General features: G+C 72.0%; 16 protein-coding genes. 4 read left to right on the forward strand and 12 right to left on the reverse strand.

What is annotated here, in order from left to right; all coding sequences use genetic code 11:
- From IE265_RS14685 to uvrC, 11 genes are all read right to left on the reverse strand, one after another.
- Positions 1-360 (reverse strand): phosphoglucose isomerase-related protein (locus IE265_RS14685; protein ID WP_506005196.1); only part of this gene is annotated, 360 nt, incomplete at its 3' end.
- Positions 361-796: 436 nt separating this feature from the next.
- On the reverse strand, positions 797-1,132 hold the full coding sequence (locus IE265_RS14690; protein ID WP_003957010.1) for an RNA polymerase-binding protein RbpA: 336 nt from the start codon (positions 1,130-1,132) through the stop codon (positions 797-799).
- A gap of 235 nt (positions 1,133-1,367) precedes the next feature.
- On the reverse strand, positions 1,368-1,598 hold the full coding sequence (gene secG / locus IE265_RS14695) for a preprotein translocase subunit SecG (protein ID WP_030358806.1): 231 nt from the start codon (positions 1,596-1,598) through the stop codon (positions 1,368-1,370).
- Positions 1,599-1,710: 112 nt separating this feature from the next.
- Positions 1,711-2,487, reverse strand: a complete 777-nt coding sequence (tpiA, locus tag IE265_RS38360; protein ID WP_229916198.1) for a triose-phosphate isomerase — start codon at positions 2,485-2,487, stop codon at positions 1,711-1,713.
- 6 nt (positions 2,488-2,493) lie between these two features.
- On the reverse strand, positions 2,494-3,705 hold the full coding sequence (locus IE265_RS38365) for a phosphoglycerate kinase (RefSeq protein ID WP_229916199.1): 1,212 nt from the start codon (positions 3,703-3,705) through the stop codon (positions 2,494-2,496).
- 125 nt (positions 3,706-3,830) lie between these two features.
- Entirely contained in the window at positions 3,831-4,841 is a 1,011-nt protein-coding gene (gene gap, locus IE265_RS14705; protein ID WP_190035986.1) for a type I glyceraldehyde-3-phosphate dehydrogenase, read from the reverse strand.
- Positions 4,842-5,030: 189 nt separating this feature from the next.
- Complete coding sequence (locus IE265_RS14710) at positions 5,031-7,985, reverse strand: M14 family metallopeptidase (RefSeq protein WP_190035987.1); 2,955 nt, start codon at positions 7,983-7,985, stop codon at positions 5,031-5,033.
- A 442-nt stretch (positions 7,986-8,427) separates the two neighbouring features.
- Complete coding sequence (gene whiA / locus IE265_RS14715) at positions 8,428-9,417, reverse strand: DNA-binding protein WhiA (RefSeq protein WP_190035988.1); 990 nt, start codon at positions 9,415-9,417, stop codon at positions 8,428-8,430.
- Positions 9,408-10,499, reverse strand: a complete 1,092-nt coding sequence (locus IE265_RS14720) for a gluconeogenesis factor YvcK family protein (protein WP_190035989.1) — start codon at positions 10,497-10,499, stop codon at positions 9,408-9,410. The genes whiA and IE265_RS14720 overlap by 10 nt, the downstream gene beginning before the upstream one ends.
- On the reverse strand, positions 10,496-11,617 hold the full coding sequence (rapZ, locus tag IE265_RS14725; RefSeq protein ID WP_229916200.1) for an RNase adapter RapZ: 1,122 nt from the start codon (positions 11,615-11,617) through the stop codon (positions 10,496-10,498). Before rapZ ends, IE265_RS14720 begins: the two co-directional genes overlap by 4 nt.
- A complete protein-coding gene (gene uvrC, locus IE265_RS14730) occupies positions 11,614-13,695 on the reverse strand; it encodes an excinuclease ABC subunit UvrC (protein WP_190035990.1) in 2,082 nt (693 codons plus the stop codon). Before uvrC ends, rapZ begins: the two co-directional genes overlap by 4 nt.
- A gap of 622 nt (positions 13,696-14,317) precedes the next feature.
- Here uvrC and IE265_RS14735 point away from each other — a divergent pair.
- Together IE265_RS14735 and IE265_RS14740 are read left to right on the forward strand one after the other, a co-directional pair.
- On the forward strand, positions 14,318-14,488 hold the full coding sequence (locus tag IE265_RS14735) for a hypothetical protein (protein WP_190035991.1): 171 nt from the start codon (positions 14,318-14,320) through the stop codon (positions 14,486-14,488).
- Positions 14,489-15,066: 578 nt separating this feature from the next.
- Entirely contained in the window at positions 15,067-16,014 is a 948-nt protein-coding gene (locus tag IE265_RS14740) for a hypothetical protein (protein WP_190035992.1), read from the forward strand.
- Positions 16,015-16,054: 40 nt separating this feature from the next.
- Here the strand turns inward: IE265_RS14740 and IE265_RS14745 are convergent, their stop codons facing one another.
- Positions 16,055-16,486, reverse strand: coding sequence for a Rieske (2Fe-2S) protein (locus IE265_RS14745; RefSeq protein ID WP_190035993.1), 432 nt, complete (start codon positions 16,484-16,486; stop codon positions 16,055-16,057).
- A gap of 279 nt (positions 16,487-16,765) precedes the next feature.
- On the opposite strand from IE265_RS14745, the gene IE265_RS14750 reads away from it, so the two are divergent.
- Together IE265_RS14750 and IE265_RS14755 are read left to right on the forward strand one after the other, a co-directional pair.
- A complete protein-coding gene (locus tag IE265_RS14750; RefSeq protein WP_190035994.1) occupies positions 16,766-17,812 on the forward strand; it encodes a LacI family DNA-binding transcriptional regulator in 1,047 nt (348 codons plus the stop codon).
- Positions 17,809-18,720, forward strand: coding sequence for a carbohydrate kinase family protein (locus tag IE265_RS14755; protein WP_190035995.1), 912 nt, complete (start codon positions 17,809-17,811; stop codon positions 18,718-18,720). Before IE265_RS14750 ends, IE265_RS14755 begins: the two co-directional genes overlap by 4 nt.
- The last annotated feature ends 86 nt before the right edge of the window (positions 18,721-18,806 follow it).

Here is an 18,806-nt window from a genome sequence, read left to right on the forward strand (position 1 = left end):
GGGCACCACGTCCTGACCGTCGACCTCGACGACCGCACCACGCGGCGCACGCAACGCCGTGTGGAGCACCGCCCGGTCCTCCGTCGTGTTGATCCGCTCCCCGCGGAACATCGCGTCCCGCAACCCCGCCACATCCGTGGCCACGGCAAGCTCCCGCAACAGGGCCAGCGTCTCGTCCGTCACCAGATGCTTCGAGTAGTCCACATGCAGATCACCCACCCGAAGCGTGTACCGCCCCGCACGACCCGGATCCGCGGCGAACAACTCACGGAGCCGGGCCTCACCGACTTGCTCCCGGTGCTTGGCCAGAGCGGTCCACTCGGGCGTCTGGTTGAGCCTGGTACGGCCTTCTGCGTTCATCTCGGGCTTCCGTCTCTTTCCTGCCGTGCCGCTGCGTAACTTGCCCCGCTGCCGGTCCCAACCTAATTGATCAGGGCGTGACGTGAGCTGTCGTCCCACCGTCGTCCGGCTCAACAACAGATACGTTCCGGCGGAGCGCGGGTGTCAACGCGGCGGAGGGCGGACACGGAGGGCCCGTCGCGGCCGGGGCACCGGGGCGACGGGACACGGGAGGAGACCGGGCGCGCTGCTGCATCCGGGTGGGCCGGCGGCGCCCCACGCCGGACCGCCGTCCCCGCGTCCGCACGCCCGTGCGTACGAGAAATACGCCCGCGCGCCGTCGCCCGACGGGGCGCCGGCGCTGCCGTACGCGTCTCCGCGGGCGCCTCGGGGAGGGGTCCGGCGCACGAAAGAGGTCCGGCCGGACACCTGTCGGTGTCCGGCCGGACGTCAACTCCTAGATCTCGCCCCGCAGTTTGGCGAGCGCCTCGGCGAGGATCGCCTCGCCGTCCGCGTCGCTGCGCCGCTCCCGTACGTACGCCAGGTGCGTCTTGTACGGCTCGGTGCGCGGCGGGTCCGGCGGATTGTCCCGGTCCTGTCCGGCGGGGAAGCCGCAGCGCGGACAGTCCCAGGTGTCGGGGACCTGCGCGTCGCTGGCGAAGCTGGGCTGCGTCTCGTGCCCGTTGGAGCACCAGAAGGAGATGCGCAGCCGCGGCGCGGACTCGCCGCGCTCGGCCTCGCCCATCGGCCCCGCCCCGACCCGGCTTCCTCGGATCGCGTTGCCACTTGCCACGGTCGTAACTCCCTGCGTGATGGTGCCGCGAAGCGAGTCGGCGTTTCGCTTCGTTGCGAGCGCCTCAGTCTACGTAAGGCCCAACGCACGTCCAGTGATAGGAGTTACACCCCGCACACAGACGCAAGCCCCATGATAGGCCGCGCTTGACAGCGCGTACCGGACATGGGGCCTTACGTGCGGAATGTGCTTGCGTAATGTGCGTTCGTGCTGCTGTACCGATGTCGGCCGGTGATCAGTTGTTGACCTTCATCAGAATGCCGAGCACCACGATGGACGCGAACCAGAGAAGACCGACCACCACGGTGATGCGGTCGAGGTTGCGCTCGGCGACCGAGGAGCCGCCGACGGAGGACTGCATGCCGCCACCGAACATGTCGGACAGGCCGCCGCCCTTCCCCTTGTGCATCAGCACCAGCAGCATCAGCAACAGGCTGAAGACGATCAGGGCGATCGAGAACCCCATAACCACGGCTGGACCAACTTCCTCGGACTTGAACGGACGACGGGGGCCGGTGCTCCACTGGTGAAGCCGCCCGGCCCCCGCAAGGGTACGACGTAACGCCGCTACCGCATACTCACTGGTCGCGGAACCGGACGATCTTGACGAACTCGTCAGTGTCCAGCGAGGCGCCACCGACCAGGGCGCCGTCGATGTCGGGCTTCGCCATGATCTCGGCGACGTTGCCGGACTTCACGGAGCCGCCGTACTGGATGCGGACCCGGTCGGCCAGCTCCTGCGTGTACAGCTCGGCGACCTTGCCGCGGATCGCCGCGCAGACCTCCTGGGCGTCGTCGGCGCCGCAGACCTTGCCGGTGCCGATGGCCCAGACGGGCTCGTAGGCGATGACGACGGACTCGGCCTGCTCGGCCGGGAGGTCCTTGAGGCCGCCCTCGACCTGGGCGAGCGTGTGCGCGACGTGGTTGCCCACCTCACGCACCTCCAGCTCCTCGCCGACGCACAGGATCGGGGTGAGGCCGTGCTTGTAGGCGGCCTTGACCTTGGCGTTCACGATCTCGTCGGTCTCGTCGTGGTACTGGCGGCGCTCGGAGTGGCCGATGGCCACGTACGTGCACTTGAGCTTGGCCAGCATCGAGCCGGAGATCTCGCCGGTGTAGGCGCCGGAGTCGTGCGCGGAGATGTCCTGGGCGCCGTACTTGATCTTGAGCTTGTCCCCGTCGACCAGGGTCTGCACCGAGCGCAGGTCCGTGAAGGGCGGCAGGACCGCGACCTCACAGGCGTCGTAGTCCTTGTCGGCCAGGGCGAAGGCGAGCTTCTGGACGTGGGCGATGGCCTCGAGGTGGTTGAGGTTCATCTTCCAGTTGCCCGCCATCAGCGGCGTGCGAGTGGTCATGCGCGGTCAGTCCTCCAGTGCGGCAAGGCCGGGGAGCGTCTTGCCCTCGAGGTATTCGAGGGAGGCGCCGCCGCCGGTCGAGATGTGGCCGAATGCATTCTCGTCGAAGCCGAGGGTGCGCACCGCGGCGGCGGAGTCACCGCCACCGACGACGGTGAAGCCCTTGGACCCGACGAGGGCCTGGGCGACCGCCTTGGTGCCCTCGGCGTAGTCGGGGTGCTCGAAGACGCCCATGGGACCGTTCCAGAAGACGGTCTCGGCGTCGGCGAGCCTGGCTGCGTACAGGGCACCGGTCCTCGGGCCGATGTCCAGGCCGAGCTGCCCCTCGGGCATCCCGTCCGCGTCGACGGCGGTGTGCTCGGTGGGTGCCTTGGCCTTCAGGTCCGGGAATCCGGGGGCGACCACGACGTCGACCGGGAGCACCAGCTCGACGCCCTGCTTCTCGGCGCGCTCCATGTACTCGGTGACGGCCGGGATCTGGTCCTCCTGCAGCAGGGAGGTGCCGACCTCGTAGCCCTTGGCCTTGAGGAAGGTGAAGGCCATGCCGCCGCCGATGAGGATGCGGTCGGCCTTGCCGAGGAGCTGGTCGATGACGGCGAGCTTGTCGGAGACCTTGGAGCCGCCGAGGGCGACCACGTAGGGCCGCTTGACGTCCTCGGTGAGCTTCTTCAGGACGCCGACCTCGGTGGCGATGAGGTGGCCGGCGTAGTGCGGCAGGCGCGCCGGGAGGTCGTACACCGAGGCGTGCTTGCGGTGCACGGCGCCGAAGCCGTCGCCCACGTAGACGTCGGCCAGGGCGGCGAGGCGGTCGGCGAACTCGCCGCGCTCGGCGTCGTCCTTGGACGTCTCGCCGGCGTTGAAGCGGAGGTTCTCGATGACGGCGACCTGGCCGGGCTCCAGCCCGTTCACCGCGTCGTGGGCGGCGGGGCCGACCGTGTCCTGGGCGAACGCGACCGGCGCGCCCAGCAGTTCGCCGAGCCGCTCGGCGGGCTGGAGGAGCGAGAACGCCGGGTCCGGGGCGCCCTTGGGGCGGCCCAGGTGCGAGGCGACGACGACCTTGGCGCCCGCGTCGGCCAGCGCCTTGACGGTGGGAAGCACGGCGCGGATGCGGCCGTCGTCGGTGATGAGGCCGTCGGCCAGCGGGACGTTGAGGTCGGCGCGGACGAAGACCCGCTTGCCTTCCACGCCCTCGGCGAGCAGTTCGTCGATCGTCTTCATGGCATGACTCCTTGGGAGGGCTCTGTGATCCGGGAGGGCCGGTCGATCAGTACGTGCCACAGGGCCCGGGCGGCGCGGCGCGCCGTCCGAGCCCTGTGCTCACATCGAGGTGCCTGCTCCGGGACCTAGAGCTGGCCGCCGACGAAGACCGTGAGGTCGACGAGGCGGTTGGAGTAGCCCCACTCGTTGTCGTACCAGCCGAGGATCTTCACCGTGTTGCCCTCCTGGACCATGGTCAGGGAGGAGTCGAAGGTGCAGGAGGCCGGGTCGCCGACGATGTCAGAGGAGACGATCGGGTCCTCGGTGTAGGTGAGGAAGCCCTTGAGGTCGCCGTCGTCGGAGGCCTTCTTGAACGCGGCGTTGACCTCGTCCTTGGTGACCTCGCGCTGCAGCGTCACGACCAGGTCGGTGGCCGAGCCCGTCGGGACCGGCACGCGCATCGCGATGCCGTCGAGCTTGCCCTTGAGCTGCGGGAGCACCAGTGCGGTGGCCTTGGCGGCACCGGTGGTGGTCGGGATGATGTTCTCGGCGGCGGCGCGGGCGCGGCGCAGGTCCGAGTGCGGGAAGTCGAGGATGCGCTGGTCGTTCGTGTACGCGTGAACCGTCGTCATCAGGCCCTTGACGATGCCGAAGTTCTCGTCGAGGACCTTCGCCATCGGCGCCACACAGTTGGTGGTGCAGGAGGCGTTGGAGATGATGTTGTGGTTCGCCGGGTCGTACTTGTCCTGGTTGACGCCCATCACGATGGTGATGTCCTCGTCCTTGGCCGGAGCCGAGATGAGGACCTTCTTGGCGCCGCCCGCGATGTGCTTCTCGGCGTCGGCCTTCTTCGTGAAGATGCCCGTCGACTCGATGACGATGTCGACGCCCAGCTCGCCCCACGGGATGTCGGCGGGGTTGCGCTCGGACAGGACCTTGATGGTGTGGCCGTCGACGGTGATCGTGTCGGCGGTGTTCGACACCTCGGCCTTGAGGCGGCCCAGGATGGTGTCGTACTTCAGAAGGTGGGCGGTGGTCGCGGTGTCACCCAGGTCGTTGACAGCCACGATCTCGATGTCAGCACCCTGCTCCAGCAGCGCGCGGAAGTAGTTACGACCGATGCGGCCAAAGCCGTTGATGCCTACGCGGATCGTCACGAACCGATCTCCTCGTTAGGTACGCCGACTCAGATGCCGGCGAGTTGTATGGGATGTCCCCGACCGCCTACGACCCTACCTCTACGAAGCTCCCGTGGTGACATCGAGATGCCCCATACACGGCAGGGCGGCCCGTACCCGTCAGTAGGGGTACGGACCGCCCGGGGCGCGAGGCCGCCGGTTGCCCGGTCAGCCCTTCAGTGCCGCCAGCGCACGGCCCAGCAGGGCCGTCCGGTCGGCCGCCGCGGTGACGTGCTCGAGGCCGAAGCCCAGCAGCACGCTGTCGCCCGTGGTGACCGCTCCGTAGGTGGTGGCCAGCTCACCCGACAGGCCCCAGTCCCGGATGACCGCGGGACTGCCCGCGGGCGGTCCGGGGGTGCTCCAGGCGCCGAGGGACGTCTCGAAGCCCTCGACGGCTCCGGCCGTGCCGCCCCTCACGACGGTGGCGTTGTCGGCGAAGAGGCCGCGGCCTCCCGAGCCGGGGTCGCTGACGTAGGACAGCGAGATCTCGACCGTCTTCCCGGCGTACGCGGAGAGGTCGAACTCGACCTCCTGCCAGCCGTCGGACGATCCCGTGAAGCTGTTCCAGGAACCGCTCGTGCCGGAGGCCGTGCAGCCGTCGTCACCCCTGGTCAGATAGCGGGTGAGGGCGGGGTGGGCGGCGATGAAGTACCCGGCCTCGCACTCGGCCGGGACCGCGGTGCCGGTGGCTCCGCCCTTGTCCGCAAGCGTGGTCCAGTCGGCTCCCCCGGCGGTCCTGGCCTCCAGGAGCGCGTGGTCGTAGCCCTCCTCCGTGTCCCACAGGAGCCGGGTGCGGAAGGCGGGCGCCTCGGCCGCTGTGACGCTGGTGAGGTCGATGGTGCGGGTGAGGCGGTTCCAGGCGTAGTCGGTGTGCGTGACGGCCGCCATGGACGAGCCCTCGTACGGGCCGAACGGGTTGATCGTGCCGGGGTACCGGCCCGCGCCCTCGCTCGCGAACTGCGGGAACGTCTCCACGGGCAGCGAGTCCGAGGTGACGCCGAACGAGCCGGCCGTGTTCAGCGGGTTCCCCGGCGCGTCGCCGAGGGCGGCCGAGGCGCCCGCGAGGTCGCCCGAACCGCTGAAGGCGGTGACTCCGGGGGTGCTGGTGCGGGTCAGGGCGCCGAGGTAGTACTGGCTGAAGTCGTTCGACAGGGTGCCCCCGCCGAGGTCGACGGAACCGCCCGCGGTCTCGCCCGCCTCGACGAGCTTGCCGCCCTCGTTGAGGTAGGCCCGCAGCTGGAGCTGGGTGGCGTTGCCCGGGCGGACGGCACCCGTGTAGTGGACGACCGTCCGGAAGTGGTCGAGCACGCCGAGGGCGTCGGGTGCGCCCAGCGCGGACACGTCCCACACGAGCGCCTTGCGGCCGTTGGCCTTCAGCGCGTCCACGTAGGTCTGCGCTTGGGTCGCGGTGGCGCCCTCCTCGGCGACGACGAGTGTGTCGGCCCGCGGCCGCTCGGCGATCGTGTAGGTGAAGCGCTCGCTCGACGTGGCCTTGCCGGCGCGGGTCTCTCCGGTGAACCAGACCTCCACCTTGTCGCCCGGCTCGCCGTCGAGGACCTTCGCCCGGTACTCGTCGAAGTACAGGTTGTCCTCGCCGCCGTACGTCTCACCGCCCTTCCAGGGCTTGAGCGCCACGTCCCACGTACGGCCGCCGTTGACGCGGTACTTGAGTTCCTTGTCGCGGACGGACTTGCGGACGACGACGGAGACCTCCTGGTCGGCGCCGCGCGAGTACGAGGTGGTGAAGGGGGCCGGGGTGAAGTCGGGGGCCGCGACGCCGACCGAGGTCTTCGGCTGGTCGGGCCTGGCCGCGGACTCCGCCACGGAGAGCGCGAAGGGGATGTTCTTGGCGAACTCCTGCTGGATCAGCTTCTCGTCGTCCGGGAACGTGAAGACGGAGGCGCAGTCGCCGGCGTTCCACGCGTCGCCCGGGTCGAGGTTCGACGCGGTCTGGCAGGTCGACATCTCCGGGGTGAACATCGCCGTGCCGTTGACGTTGGCCGCGTGGCCGTCCGCCTCGCCGTTGGTGGTGTACAGCTCGGACGAGACCTGCGGCAGATAGCCGGGGATCGCCGGGTTCCCGGGCGTGCCGGCCAGGGACTTGTACATCACGTCGTCGGGGCTCGACGTGGCCACCTGCCAGCCGATCCCGTACAGGATGAGTTCGGCGGCCGAGTGGTAGTTGATGCCCAGCTCGAAGCCGATGCGCTTCTGGAAGGCGTCCAGCGCCTTGGTCTCGGGCTCGGAGCCGGGGCTCGCGCCGCGGTAGGTCTGGCTGGTCGGGAAGGGGGACGAACCCTCGTCGTCGTAGCCCCACTTGTACGAGAAGTTGCGGTTGAGGTCGACGCCGTCACCGATGGTGTGGGCGCCGTCCCCGTTGACGTCCCGCATGTTCTTGCGCCACTGGCGGTCGCCCTCGGGCTTGAACGTCCAGTCGTAGCCGTCCGGGTTGGCGGAGAGGACGAACCACAGCTCGGTCGAGTTCACGAGCTTGGTGACGCGCTTGTCCTTGCCGTAGTTGTCCAGGTAGTGGTGCAGCAGACGCCGCGTCATCTCCGGCGTGATCCACTCACGGGCGTGCTGGTTGGACATGTAGAGCACGGACGGCTTGGCGCCGTCCTTGGTCTTCTTGGCGCCCTTGGTCAGCTTGACGGCCAGGATGTCCTGCCCCTGGAGGGTCTTGCCGATGGAGACGACCTTGGTCAGCGAGGGGTTCAGCTGCCCCGTCCTGACGATCTCCTCCTTGAGGTTGCCGGCTCCGCTGTACGGCCGGAAGACGCCGTCCCCCGCGGCCGCGACGCGTGCGCGCGCCTTAGCCGAGAGCTTGTGCTCGGTGAGGTCGACGCCCTTGTCCTCGAGCTCCTCGGCCTGTTTGTCGGTGAGGTAGACCTCGACCGCGGCCGTGCCCTTGTCCGGAACGCGCTCACCCAGTTCGTGCCCGTCCTGGCCCGTCGCGAGAAGCAGGGGTACCTGCTCCTTGGTGACGTCCGCGCGGAACACCTTGACCTCGTCCGCGCCCGGATCGGCCGCGGCACCGGGTTCCGCCTGTGCCGCGGGCGCGACGGTCAGTCCGCCGAGCAGGAGCGCGCCGGCAGCGAGGATCGATCTCGCTCTTCGTCTCATGAGCCCCCCTTGCAGTGGTTCGCCACAGCAGCGAACAGATGCCAGGCTCATGACACTTCATGGTCAAGTCAAGAGTGCCTCAACCGCGGCGAAACGCCGGTGCGATTGCCCCAAATGGGCGCACGCACCGGCGTGTTGGGCATCGAAGGCCTGCTGGGGGTCGCGGCGCCGGGGGACCGGCGGCGCATTGCGCGCCCCCTGCGGGAACAGGCGGAACCACCCCGGAAGCTGGAAACACCGGGCGGGACCGGCCAGGACCGCCGCAGGCGGAACCACGGGGCTCCCCGGCCCGGAAGCCGGGAAGCCAGGCCCGGAGGCCGGGAAGCCCGGCCCGGAGGTCGGGAAGCCCGGAAGCCCCGGCAGGGAAGCCGCTGCGGGCCGGCAGGGCACCGTCGGCGGCGCCCGGCGTACCGGCTCCGCGGCCGTCCCGGCCCGCGCGGCGTCAGCCCACCAGGTTGTCGGCCATCTCCTCGGTGAGGTTGGACTCCGTCCCCGGCACACCGAGGTCCTGGGCCCGCTTGTCGGCCATCGCCAGGAGCCTGCGGATACGGCCCGCGACGGCGTCCTTGGTCAGCGGCGGGTCGGCGAGCGCGCCCAGCTCCTCCAGGGAGGCCTGCTTGTGCTCCATGCGCAGCCGTCCGGCGGCGGCGAGGTGCTCCGGCACCTCGTCGGCGAGGATCTCCAGGGCGCGCTGCACCCGGGCCCCGGCGGCCACGGCGGCCCGGGCCGAGCGCCGCAGGTTGGCGTCGTCGAAGTTGGCGAGCCGGTTGGCCGTGGCCCGGACCTCGCGGCGCATCCGCCGCTCCTCCCAGGCCAGCACGGACTCGTGCGCGCCCAGCCGGGTCAGCAGGGCGCCGATCGCGTCACCGTCGCGCACGACGACGCGGTCCACTCCCCGCACCTCGCGGGCCTTCGCCGCGATCGACAGCCGACGGGCCGCGCCGACCAGCGCGAGCGCCGCCTCCGGGCCGGGGCAGGTCACCTCCAGCGAGGAGGAGCGGCCCGGCTCGGTGAGCGAGCCGTGCGCCAGGAAGGCCCCGCGCCAGGCCGCCTCGGCGTCGCAGGTGGCCCCCGAGACCACCTGCGGCGGCAGACCCCTGATGGGGCGCCCGCGGCCGTCCACGAGCCCCGTCTGGCGGGCGAGCTGGTCACCGCCCGCGACCACCCGCACCACGTAGCGGGAGCCGCGGCGCAGTCCGCCGGGCGCCATCACGATCAGTTCGGAGCTGTGGCCGAAGATCTCCAGGATGTCCCGCTTCAGCCGGCGCGCCGCCATCGCGGTGTCCAGCTCCGCCTCGATCACGATGCGGCCGCTCACCAGGTGAAGGCCGCCCGCGAACCGCAGAATCGCGGAGACCTCCGCCTTTCTGCAGCAGGTCCGGGTGACGGGAAGCCGGGAGATCTCGTCCTTCACCGCTGCCGTCATCGCCATGGGCCGATCCTTCCATGCATCCGAAAAATACGGTCGTACGCGGCGGCCAACAGCTCCGGGTCGTGCCGCGGAGTGCCGTCGGTCCGGGCCACCGGCGCCAGCTCGACCGCGGCACCGAACCGCTTGGCGGCGTCGGTGAGTGAGTCGCGGTCGGGCACGGCGGCCTCGTCGGCCAGCACCACGTCCAGGGCGAGTTTAGGGGCGTGTCGTCCCAAAACCTCCAAATGACGCTGCGGGGAGAAGCCATCGGTTTCTCCGGGCTGCGGGGCGAGGTTCAGGGAGAGCACCCGGCGCGCCTTCGTCTGCGTGAGCGCGTCGAGCAGCTCGGGCACGAGCAGGTGCGGGATCACCGAGGAGAACCAGGAGCCGGGTCCGAGGACCACCCAGTCGGCGTCGAGGACCGCCGCGAGGGCCTCGGGCACGGCCGGCGGGTCGTTCGGCACGACCTGCACGGACTGCACCTCGCCGGGCGTGAGCGCCACGGTCGCCTGGCCGCGCACGGTGTCGATGTCCTCGGGCCGGTCCGGGCGGTGGCCCTTGACCAGCGCCTGGAGCTCCAGGGGCACGGCGGACATGGGCAGCACCCTGCCGTGCGCGCCGAGCAGCCTGCCGACCAGGTCGAGGGCCTGCACAGGGTCGCCGAGCTGCTCCCACAGGGCGACGATCAGCAGATTGCCCACCGCGTGCTCGTGCAGGTCGCCCTTGGACTGGAAGCGGTGCTGGATGACGCGGGACCAGGTCTGCCCCCAGTCGTCGTCGCCGCACAGCGCGGCCAGGGCCTTGCGCAGGTCACCGGGCGGGAGCACGCCCAGCTCCTCGCGCAGCCGGCCGCTGGAGCCCCCGTCGTCGGCGACGGTGACGACCGCCGTGAGGTCGCCGGTGATGCGGCGCAGGGCGGCGAGTGAGGCGGACAGGCCCATGCCGCCGCCGAGCGCGACGACCTTGGGCTGTGCGCCGCGCCGGCGCGGCCGGGCGCCGCGGCTCTCCACCGGCTTGCTCACCCGTGCCTCGACGGGCCGGCCGCCGCGCCCCTCGGGGCCGATCCGCCGCAGCCTGCTCAGCCGCAGAGTGCGTCCGGTCATTCGCGGCCCATGTCCCTGTGGACGACGACCGTCTCCACTCCCTCGGACACCAGGCGGGCGGCGAGCTTCTCCGACATGGCGACGGAGCGGTGCTTGCCGCCGGTACAGCCGACCGCGATGGTCACGTAGCGCTTGCCCTCGCGTCGGTAGCCGGCCTGGATGAGGTGCAGGAGCTCTGCGTAGCGGTCGAGGAACTCCTTGGCGCCGGGCTGGTTGAAGACGTACGCGGCCACCTCCTCGTTGAGGCCGGTGTACTGGCGCAGCTCCGGGACCCAGTGCGGGTTGGGCAGGAAGCGCATGTCCACGACCAGGTCGGCGTCGACCGGCAGGCCGTACTTGAAGCCGAACGACATGACGGTGGCCCGCAGCTCGGGCTCCTCCTCGCCCGCGAACTGGGCGTCCATCTTGGCGCGCAGCTCGTGCACGTTCAGGCTGGAGGTGTCGATCACCAGGTCGGCGTCGCCGCGCAGCTCGCGCAGCAGCTCGCGCTCGGCGTCGATGCCGTCGACGATGCGCCCGTCGCCCTGGAGGGGGTGCGGGCGGCGCACCGACTCGAAGCGGCGCACGAGCGCGTCGTCGGAGGACTCCAGGAAGACGATCCGGCGGGTGACGTGCCGGGTCTCCAGGTCCGCGAGGGACTCGCGCAGGTTGTCGAAGAAGCGGCGGCCGCGGACGTCGACGACGACCGCGATCCTGGCCACGTTGCCCTGGGAGCGGGCGCCGAGCTCCACCATGGTGGGGATCAGCGCGGGCGGCAGGTTGTCCACGACGAACCAGCCGAGGTCCTCCAGACACTTGGCCGCCGTGGAGCGTCCCGCGCCCGACATCCCGGAGATGATGACCAGCTCCGGGATGGCCGCCTCGGCGACTGCGGACTTGTCGTTGGTCGTGCCCGTGTTCACTTCCGCTCCGTCTTCCGGCGCCGCGTCGTCCGCGGCGTGCCCTGCCGTGTCCCGCTGCACATGATCTTCGCGTGCTTCCGTGTGCGCCGCCCCGGTTTCCGCTGTGCGCTGCGTCACCGATTCCGCCGCACTGCGGCCGCCGTCCGCGGCCGTACGCGGTGCGCCGTCCCCGGCCGTCCGTCGTGCCGAGGGTTCTTCCTGCTCGTGCTCGGTCATGTCTCCTGCCCCCGTCGCTCGTCCGAGGTGCCCGCGGACACGGGCTCCTCCGCGGACCCCGTGGTCGGTTCGGGTGCCGCGCTCTTCTCGTCTGCCTCGACCGGCTCGTCTTCCATGATCTCTCCCGTCGCGGTGTTCACGGCGGGGGCCGCCGGAGCCGCCTGGGCGAGGGCCACGGCGATGGACTCGGCCGTCTTGCGGCCTATGCCCTGGACCTCGCAGATCTGGTCGATTGTCGCGGATCGCAGCCTTTTCACCGAACCGAAGTGTTTGATGAGGGCCTGCTTGCGCGCCTCGCCGAGGCCCGGCACGTCGTCCAGCGGGCTCGCCCTGAAGCGCCGGGCCCGCTTGGCGCGCTGGTACGTGATCGCGAAGCGGTGCGCCTCGTCGCGCACACGCTGAAGAAGATAGAGCCCCTCGCTGCTGCGGGGCAGCACCACCGGGTCGTCGTCGCCCGGCAGCCAGACCTCTTCGAGGCGCTTGGCGAGCCCGCAGACGGCGATGTCGTCGATCCCGAGCTCGTCCAGGGCCCTGCGGGCGGCGGCGACCTGCGGCCGCCCGCCGTCGACGACGACGAGCTGCGGCGGGTACGCGAACCGCTTGGGCCTCCCGTCCTCCTCGACGGGCCCGGTCTCCCCGCCCGGCGCGCCCTCGCCGTCGGCCCACTCGCCGGTCTTCTCCTTCTCCGCGAGGTAGCGCCGGAAGCGGCGGGTGATCACCTCGTGCATCGAGCGGACGTCGTCCTGGCCCTCGAAGCCCTTGATCTCGAAGCGCCGGTACTCGCTCTTGCGCTGCAGCCCGTCCTCGAAGACGACCATGGACGCCACGACGTCGTCGCCCTGGAGGTGCGAGATGTCGTAGCACTCGATCCGCAGGGGGGCGCTGTCCAGGTCGAGCGCCTCGGCGATCTCCTCCAGGGCGCGGGAGCGGGTGGTGAGGTCGGAGGCGCGCTTGGTCTTGTGCAGGCCGAGCGCCTGCACGGCGTTGCGCCGGACCGTCTCCATCAGGTCCTTCTTGTCGCCCCGCTGGGGAATCCGGAGCGACACGTTCGAGCCCCGGCGGCCCGCCAGCCACTCCTGGACCGGTTCGAGCGGCTCGGGCAGCGCCGGGACGAGCACCTCCTTGGGCACCGAGTCGCCGGTCTCCTCCCCGTAGAGCTGCTGGAGCGCGTGCTCGACCAGGTCGGCCGTGGTGACCGCCTCGACCTTGTCGGTGACCCAGCCGCGCTGGCCGCGCACCCGGCCGCCGCGGACGTGGAAGATCTGCACGGCGGCCTCGAGCTCGTCCTCGGCGAGGGCGATCAGATCGGCGTCGGTCGCGTCGGCGAGCACGACCGCGCTCTTCTCCATGGCCTTCTTGAGCGCCTCGATGTCGTCGCGCAGCCGGGCGGCGCGCTCGTACTCCATCTCCTCGGCGGCGTCCATCATCTGCCGCTCCTGCCGGCGGATGTACGTCCCCGTGCGGCCGGCCATGAAGTCGCAGAACTCCTCGGCCAGTTCGCGGTGCTCCTCGGCCGGGATGCGTCCGACGCAGGGGGCGGAGCACTTGCCGATGTAGCCGAGCAGGCAGGGGCGTCCGGTGCGCGTCGCGTTCTTGAACACCCCCGCGGAGCAGGTCCGCACGGGGAAGACCCGCAGCAGCAGGTCCACGGTGTCGCGGATGGCCCACGCGTGCCCGTAGGGACCGAAGTAGCGCACGCCCTTCTTCTTGTGGCCGCGCATCACCTGGACGCGCGGGTACTGCTCGTTCATCGTCACCGCGAGGTACGGATAGCTCTTGTCGTCGCGGTACTTGACGTTGAAGCGGGGGTCGAACTCCTTGATCCAGGAGTACTCCAGCTGGAGCGCCTCCACCTCCGTGGACACGACCGTCCACTCCACCGACGCGGCCGTGGTGACCATCGTGCGCGTACGCGGGTGGAGGTTCGCCAGGTCCTGGAAGTAGCTGGCCAGTCGCTGGCGCAGGCTCTTCGCCTTCCCGACGTAGATCACCCGGCGGTGCTCGTCGCGGAATTTGTAGACCCCCGGCGAGTCGGGGATCTGTCCCGGCTTGGGGCGGTAGCTGGAGGGGTCGGCCATGTCTCACACCCTACTTGCGGTGTGTGACACCGCGGCGGCCCGGCGGCCCCGTCCCACCGGATCGGGGACCGGCCCCGCCCCGCCCGTCCGCCGGTACCCGGGCGACCGGTTCCGCACCCGCCCGCGGGACGCCCGCGGGACGCCTGCGGGACGCCTGCGGGACTCCGGGGAACGTCCTGGGACCTACCGGGGGCCGCTCCGTACGGCGCCCCCGGCCGGACGGTCACGACGGGCCTTCCATGCCCATGCCCACACCCTGTACGTGCCCGTGCCCCCCACCTGGTGCCCGTGCCTGTAGTGCGCCTCCCCGTCGCTCCCCTCCCCTGGTGTCCCCGTGCCCCCCGGCGTCTCCCGGTGCCTCCCGCCCGGCGGCGAACCACCCCTCTCCACCCCCCGGCCGGGCCGATCCGCGGCCCTCGGCAGGGCGCTGGTTCAACAACCGCTCGGTCGTGGCCGGTTACGGCCCTCCCGAGGTGGGCAATGGTGGCGTACCGGAAGCAGTTCCGGGAGCTGCCCGTGACGACGTGGAAACAGTTCGGCGGAATGCTCGTACCGAGCGGATGCAGACGGGCCCGCCGCCCCGGACAGGGGCGGCGGGCCCATGACCGAGAGGCTGCGGACGATGAGGCAGACACGGATCGAGAAGCGGCGGCGTTCTGTCCCTGTCCGCCCCTACGAGGACGAGGAGAACCACGGCGGCGGTCTGCTGTCGGGCCTCGACCCCCGCGACCCGGACATCGTGCGCGCCAAGCGGCTGCGCGCGCCCCGGGAAGGCGGCTCGCCCGGCTCCTGAACGAGGGGTCCGGACCGCAGGGCCCGCACACCCGCCCGCACCACGCCCGGCCGGAGCGGCCGGGCGACCCCGCCCGCACCCCCGGCCGCGCCTCTCGCGCCGGGCCTTGCACCCCGTACGTCTCCGGGCCATCTCCGGGCCGGCCCGTGGCCGAGGAGGGCTCCCGCGCGGGCGCCCGGAGGCGGAGCCGGGAGTGACGAGGAGCCGCGCCGTGCGGCCCGCGCGGCGCCCGGGCGACGGCGTGGGTGCCCCGCGAGGCGTCGCCGCCGCGCAGGGCCGGCCGGTCGCCCGGCACCCGCGGCCGGACGTCCCGCCGGGCGGGCCGGGGCCGCCGGACGGGACGGCAGGGAGCCCTGGAAGCGCGTCGGGCGCGTGGGGAGCACGACCCGGCGTCCGCGCAGGAGGTTGCGCATCAGGTGTTGTCCGAGCCACATCGACACGCTTCAATGCGGGATGACTCGGGCCGGGAACCACGGCATACGGATGTGAGCATCCCCCGTACGCCGACCGGGGCGGCCCCCTTCGAACAGCGCGAGCGGCCTGACCAGCCGTTGTGAGCATTCACAGAAAGGCCCTCCATGCGGCACGGCACACAGCACGCGGACGCCGCCACGGCGGAGCTGGAGACGGCCCTGCGGGGCGGCCCCTTCCATGTCGCCCTGCGCGCCGCGATCACCGCCCGCGGGCTGCCGCTCCAGCGCGTCCAGCACCATCTGACCCGGTACGGGGTCAAGGTCGGCGTGACGAGCCTGAGCTACTGGCAGCAGGGCGCCCGCCGCCCGCAGCGGCCGGAGTCGCTGCGGGCCGTGCGCGCGCTGGAGGAGATCCTCCAACTGCCGGACGAGTCGCTGATCCGGCTGCTCGCGACGGCCGGGGAGGGCGCGGACGCGGAACGCCCGTCGTCCCGTACGTACCGCTCCCTCGTCGAGGCGTCCGGCGCGCTCGAGAAGCTCCTGGCCGAGCTGGACGCGCCGCTGGACGGCGGGCTGCTCGCCATGGGCCACCACGAACGGGTCCGCATAGGCGCCAGGCGCGAGCTGCTGGGGCGCGATTCGCGGCACATCGTGCGCGCCCACCAGGACGGCGTCGACCGCTATGTGGCCGTGCACCACGGGGACCCCGGGTGCGCGCCGGACCTCATGGAGGTGCGGGCCCTGGAGAACTGCCGCACGGGACGCGTGCTCTGGCACCAGCAGACCGGCGTTCTCGTGGCCGAGTTGCTCTTCGACACGCGGTTGAGGGCAGGCGATACGTTTCTGTTCCGGTACGGCGTCGAGGACGGCACGGCCGGCGCGTGCAGCGAGTTCGCCCGCGGGTTCAACTTCTCCGGCGGGCAGTACGCCCTTGAGGTGCGGTTCGCCGAGAACGCGCTGCCCGTGCGCTGCCACCGGTTCACCCAGCACTCGCCCGCCGCACCCCGCAGCGGCCTCCAGGAACTGCCGTTGAGCAGCCGCCACCGGTCGGTGCACACGGTGGAGCAGCGGGTGCGCTCCGGGGTAGTCGGAATCGGGTGGGACTGGCGCTGACCGGGCGGACCGGGGTGCCCGTCGGGCGCCGCGGCCCTCGTCAGGCCTCGGGGCCGGCGACGAGCCTGCCGTCCCTCTCCGTCACGGACAGCTTCGCGAGCGGCACGGTGGCGGGCTCCTGACGCACCTCGCCGGTCGTCGCGTCGAACCTGCTTCCGTGGCAGGGGCAGACCAGTTCGGTGCCCTCCAGCCTGTCGATCGGGCAGCCCGCGTGCGTGCAGACGGAGCTGAACGCCCCGTACGAGCCGTCCCGCGCGCGGCTCACCACGACCTTCTGCTCGCGGTACAGCCGGGCGCCGCCCTTGGGTACCTCGCTCGCCGCGCCCAGGTCGACGGGCCCGGTCGGCCCGGAGGACGGCGATCCGCCGGCACCGGGCGAGCAGGCGGCGAGCCCGGGCCCCAACCCCGCCACCGGGGCCGCGGCGGCCCCTCTCAGAACGGTTCGGCGGCTCGCTGAGGGACGGGCGGACATGCGGTGCTCCATGGGGCTGCGGGACTGTCTGCGCCGATGGGCCGGTGGGCCGCGGCCGGCTGGGGCGACGATACCGCGCGGGCGTACGCGCTCCGGGCCGCGGGTTCGACCGGCGGCGGCGGTCGCCGGGGCATGGACCACGGGGTGCGCCGCCGGTGCGGGGCGGATACGCGCAAGCGCACGCGTAAAGGCTTGCGCAAGCGTTTACGCGCACCACCGGTTCGGGTACCTTCCGACCCGGGACAGCGCCCGGCGAGGGCGGGGAAGGGGGGCCGCCGCATGGCGACCATGGTCGACGTCGCCCGGAGCGCGGGCGTATCGGTCGCGACCGTCTCGCACGTCCTCAACGACACCCGCCCGGTGCGGCCCGCCACCCGCCGGGCCGTGCTGGACGCCATCGAGGAGCTGGGCTACACACCGAACACCCTGGCGAGGTCCCTCGTCACCGCGCGGACGCGGTCCATCGGGCTCGCGGTGTCGGCGATCAGCAATCCGTACTTCACGGAGATCCTCCAGGGCGTCGAGGCCGGAGCCCTGGAGCACGGCTACGGCCTGCTCGTCGCCGACCCCCACGACGATCCGGCCCATGAGCGCACCGTGGTCCAACTGCTGCACGAGCGGCGGGTGGACGGCATGATCGTCGCGCCCTCGGCGCGGCCGGCGGAGCTGCTCGGCTATCTCGCACGCCACGGGGTGCCGACCGTGTTCCTGGACCGCCGGGTCGACGCGGGCACGCCCCCGGACTCCGTGCCGTCCGGCTTCGTGTTCGACCAGGTGTGCGCGGAGAACACCGAACCCGTCGCCCTCCTGGTCGGGCATCTCGCCGAACTGGGCCACCGGCGCATCGGCCTGGTGGCGGGTCTGCCCGGACTGAGCACGACGGGCGAGCGGATCTCGGGCTACCGCGACGGCCTGGCGCGTGCGGGCCTCCCCCACGACGAGCGGCTCGTGGTGTCCGGGGACTCCGAGGCGGCGGGCGCCGAACGCGCCACCGGCACCCTGCTGTCCCTCCCGGCACCGCCCACCGCGCTGGTGACGGCGAACAACGCGATGACCATCGGCGCCCTGCGCGCCGTCCGCGCCCGGGGCCTGACGGTCCCCGGCGACCTGGCCCTGTGCTGCTTCGACGACTTCTCCTGGGCGGACCTCTTCTCGCCCCGGCTCACCGCGATCGCCCAGCCCGCCAGGGAGATCGGCGCCGAGGCCGTACGGCTGCTGCTCGACCGGCTGGACTCCCCCGGGCGCGAGGCCCGTACGGTCCGGCTCCCCTCCGCCTTCGTGCACCGCACCTCCTGCGGCTGCCCCGAGAAAGGATCCGACGCGTGATCGTCGTCGCCGGTGAGGCCCTGATCGACCTGGTGCCGAGCGAGCCGGGCGCGCTCGCGGCACTCGACCCGCGCCGCGGTGGCGGCCCGTACAACACGGCGGTGGCCCTGGGCCGGCTCGGTTCGCCCACCGCGTTCTGCTCCCGGGTCTCGTCCGACGCCTTCGGCGAGTCCCTGCTCGGCGGACTCCTCGATGCGGGCGTCGAGGTGTCGTCCGTACAGCGGGGCACGGAACCCACGAGCCTCGCCGTGGCGGCGGTCGGCGAGGACGGTTCGGCGCGGTACTCCTTCTACGTCGAGGGCACGGCGGACCGGTTGTTCGGGGCCCCGGCCCGGCTCCCGGACGGGACTCGGGCGGTGTCGTTCGGCACCTGCTCGCTCGTGCTGGAGCCGGGTGCGAGCGCCTACGAGGAGCTGATGCGGACCCTGTCCCGCCAGGGCGTGTTCACCGCGCTCGACCCGAACATCCGCCCGGTCCTGATCCCCGACGCGGACGCCTACCGGGCGCGGTTCCTGCGCTGGCTGCCGTCGGTGTCACTGCTCAAGCTGTCGGAGGAGGACGCGCGGTGGCTGGGCGGCACTCCGCGCGAGTGGCTGGCCGCGGGCCCGTCGGCAGTCGTCGTGACGAACGGCGCCGAGGGGCTGACGGCCCACACGCGGGACGGGGGCGTCCACTCCGTGCCGGGCGAGCAGGTCGACGTCGTCGACACGATCGGTGCGGGCGACACGGTGAACGCGGCGCTGCTGCACGGCCTCGCCGCCCGGGACGCCCTGTCCGCGGACGGGCTCGCCGGGCTGGGGGCGGACGGCTGGGAGGAGCTGCTGCGCTTCGCCGCGCGGGCCGCGGCGATCACCTGCTCCCGGGCGGGCGCGGAGCCGCCGTACGCCGACGAGGTGGGCCCCTTCTGACCGCCGGACGGCCTCCACGGGACGGCCTCTGCCGGACGCGTGCCACGCCGGGCAGGACGGCCCCGAAACGTGCGGCGCCCCACGGG

Source organism: Streptomyces fructofermentans, assembly GCF_014651055.1.
GTDB classification, from domain to species: domain Bacteria; phylum Actinomycetota; class Actinomycetes; order Streptomycetales; family Streptomycetaceae; genus Streptomyces; species Streptomyces fructofermentans.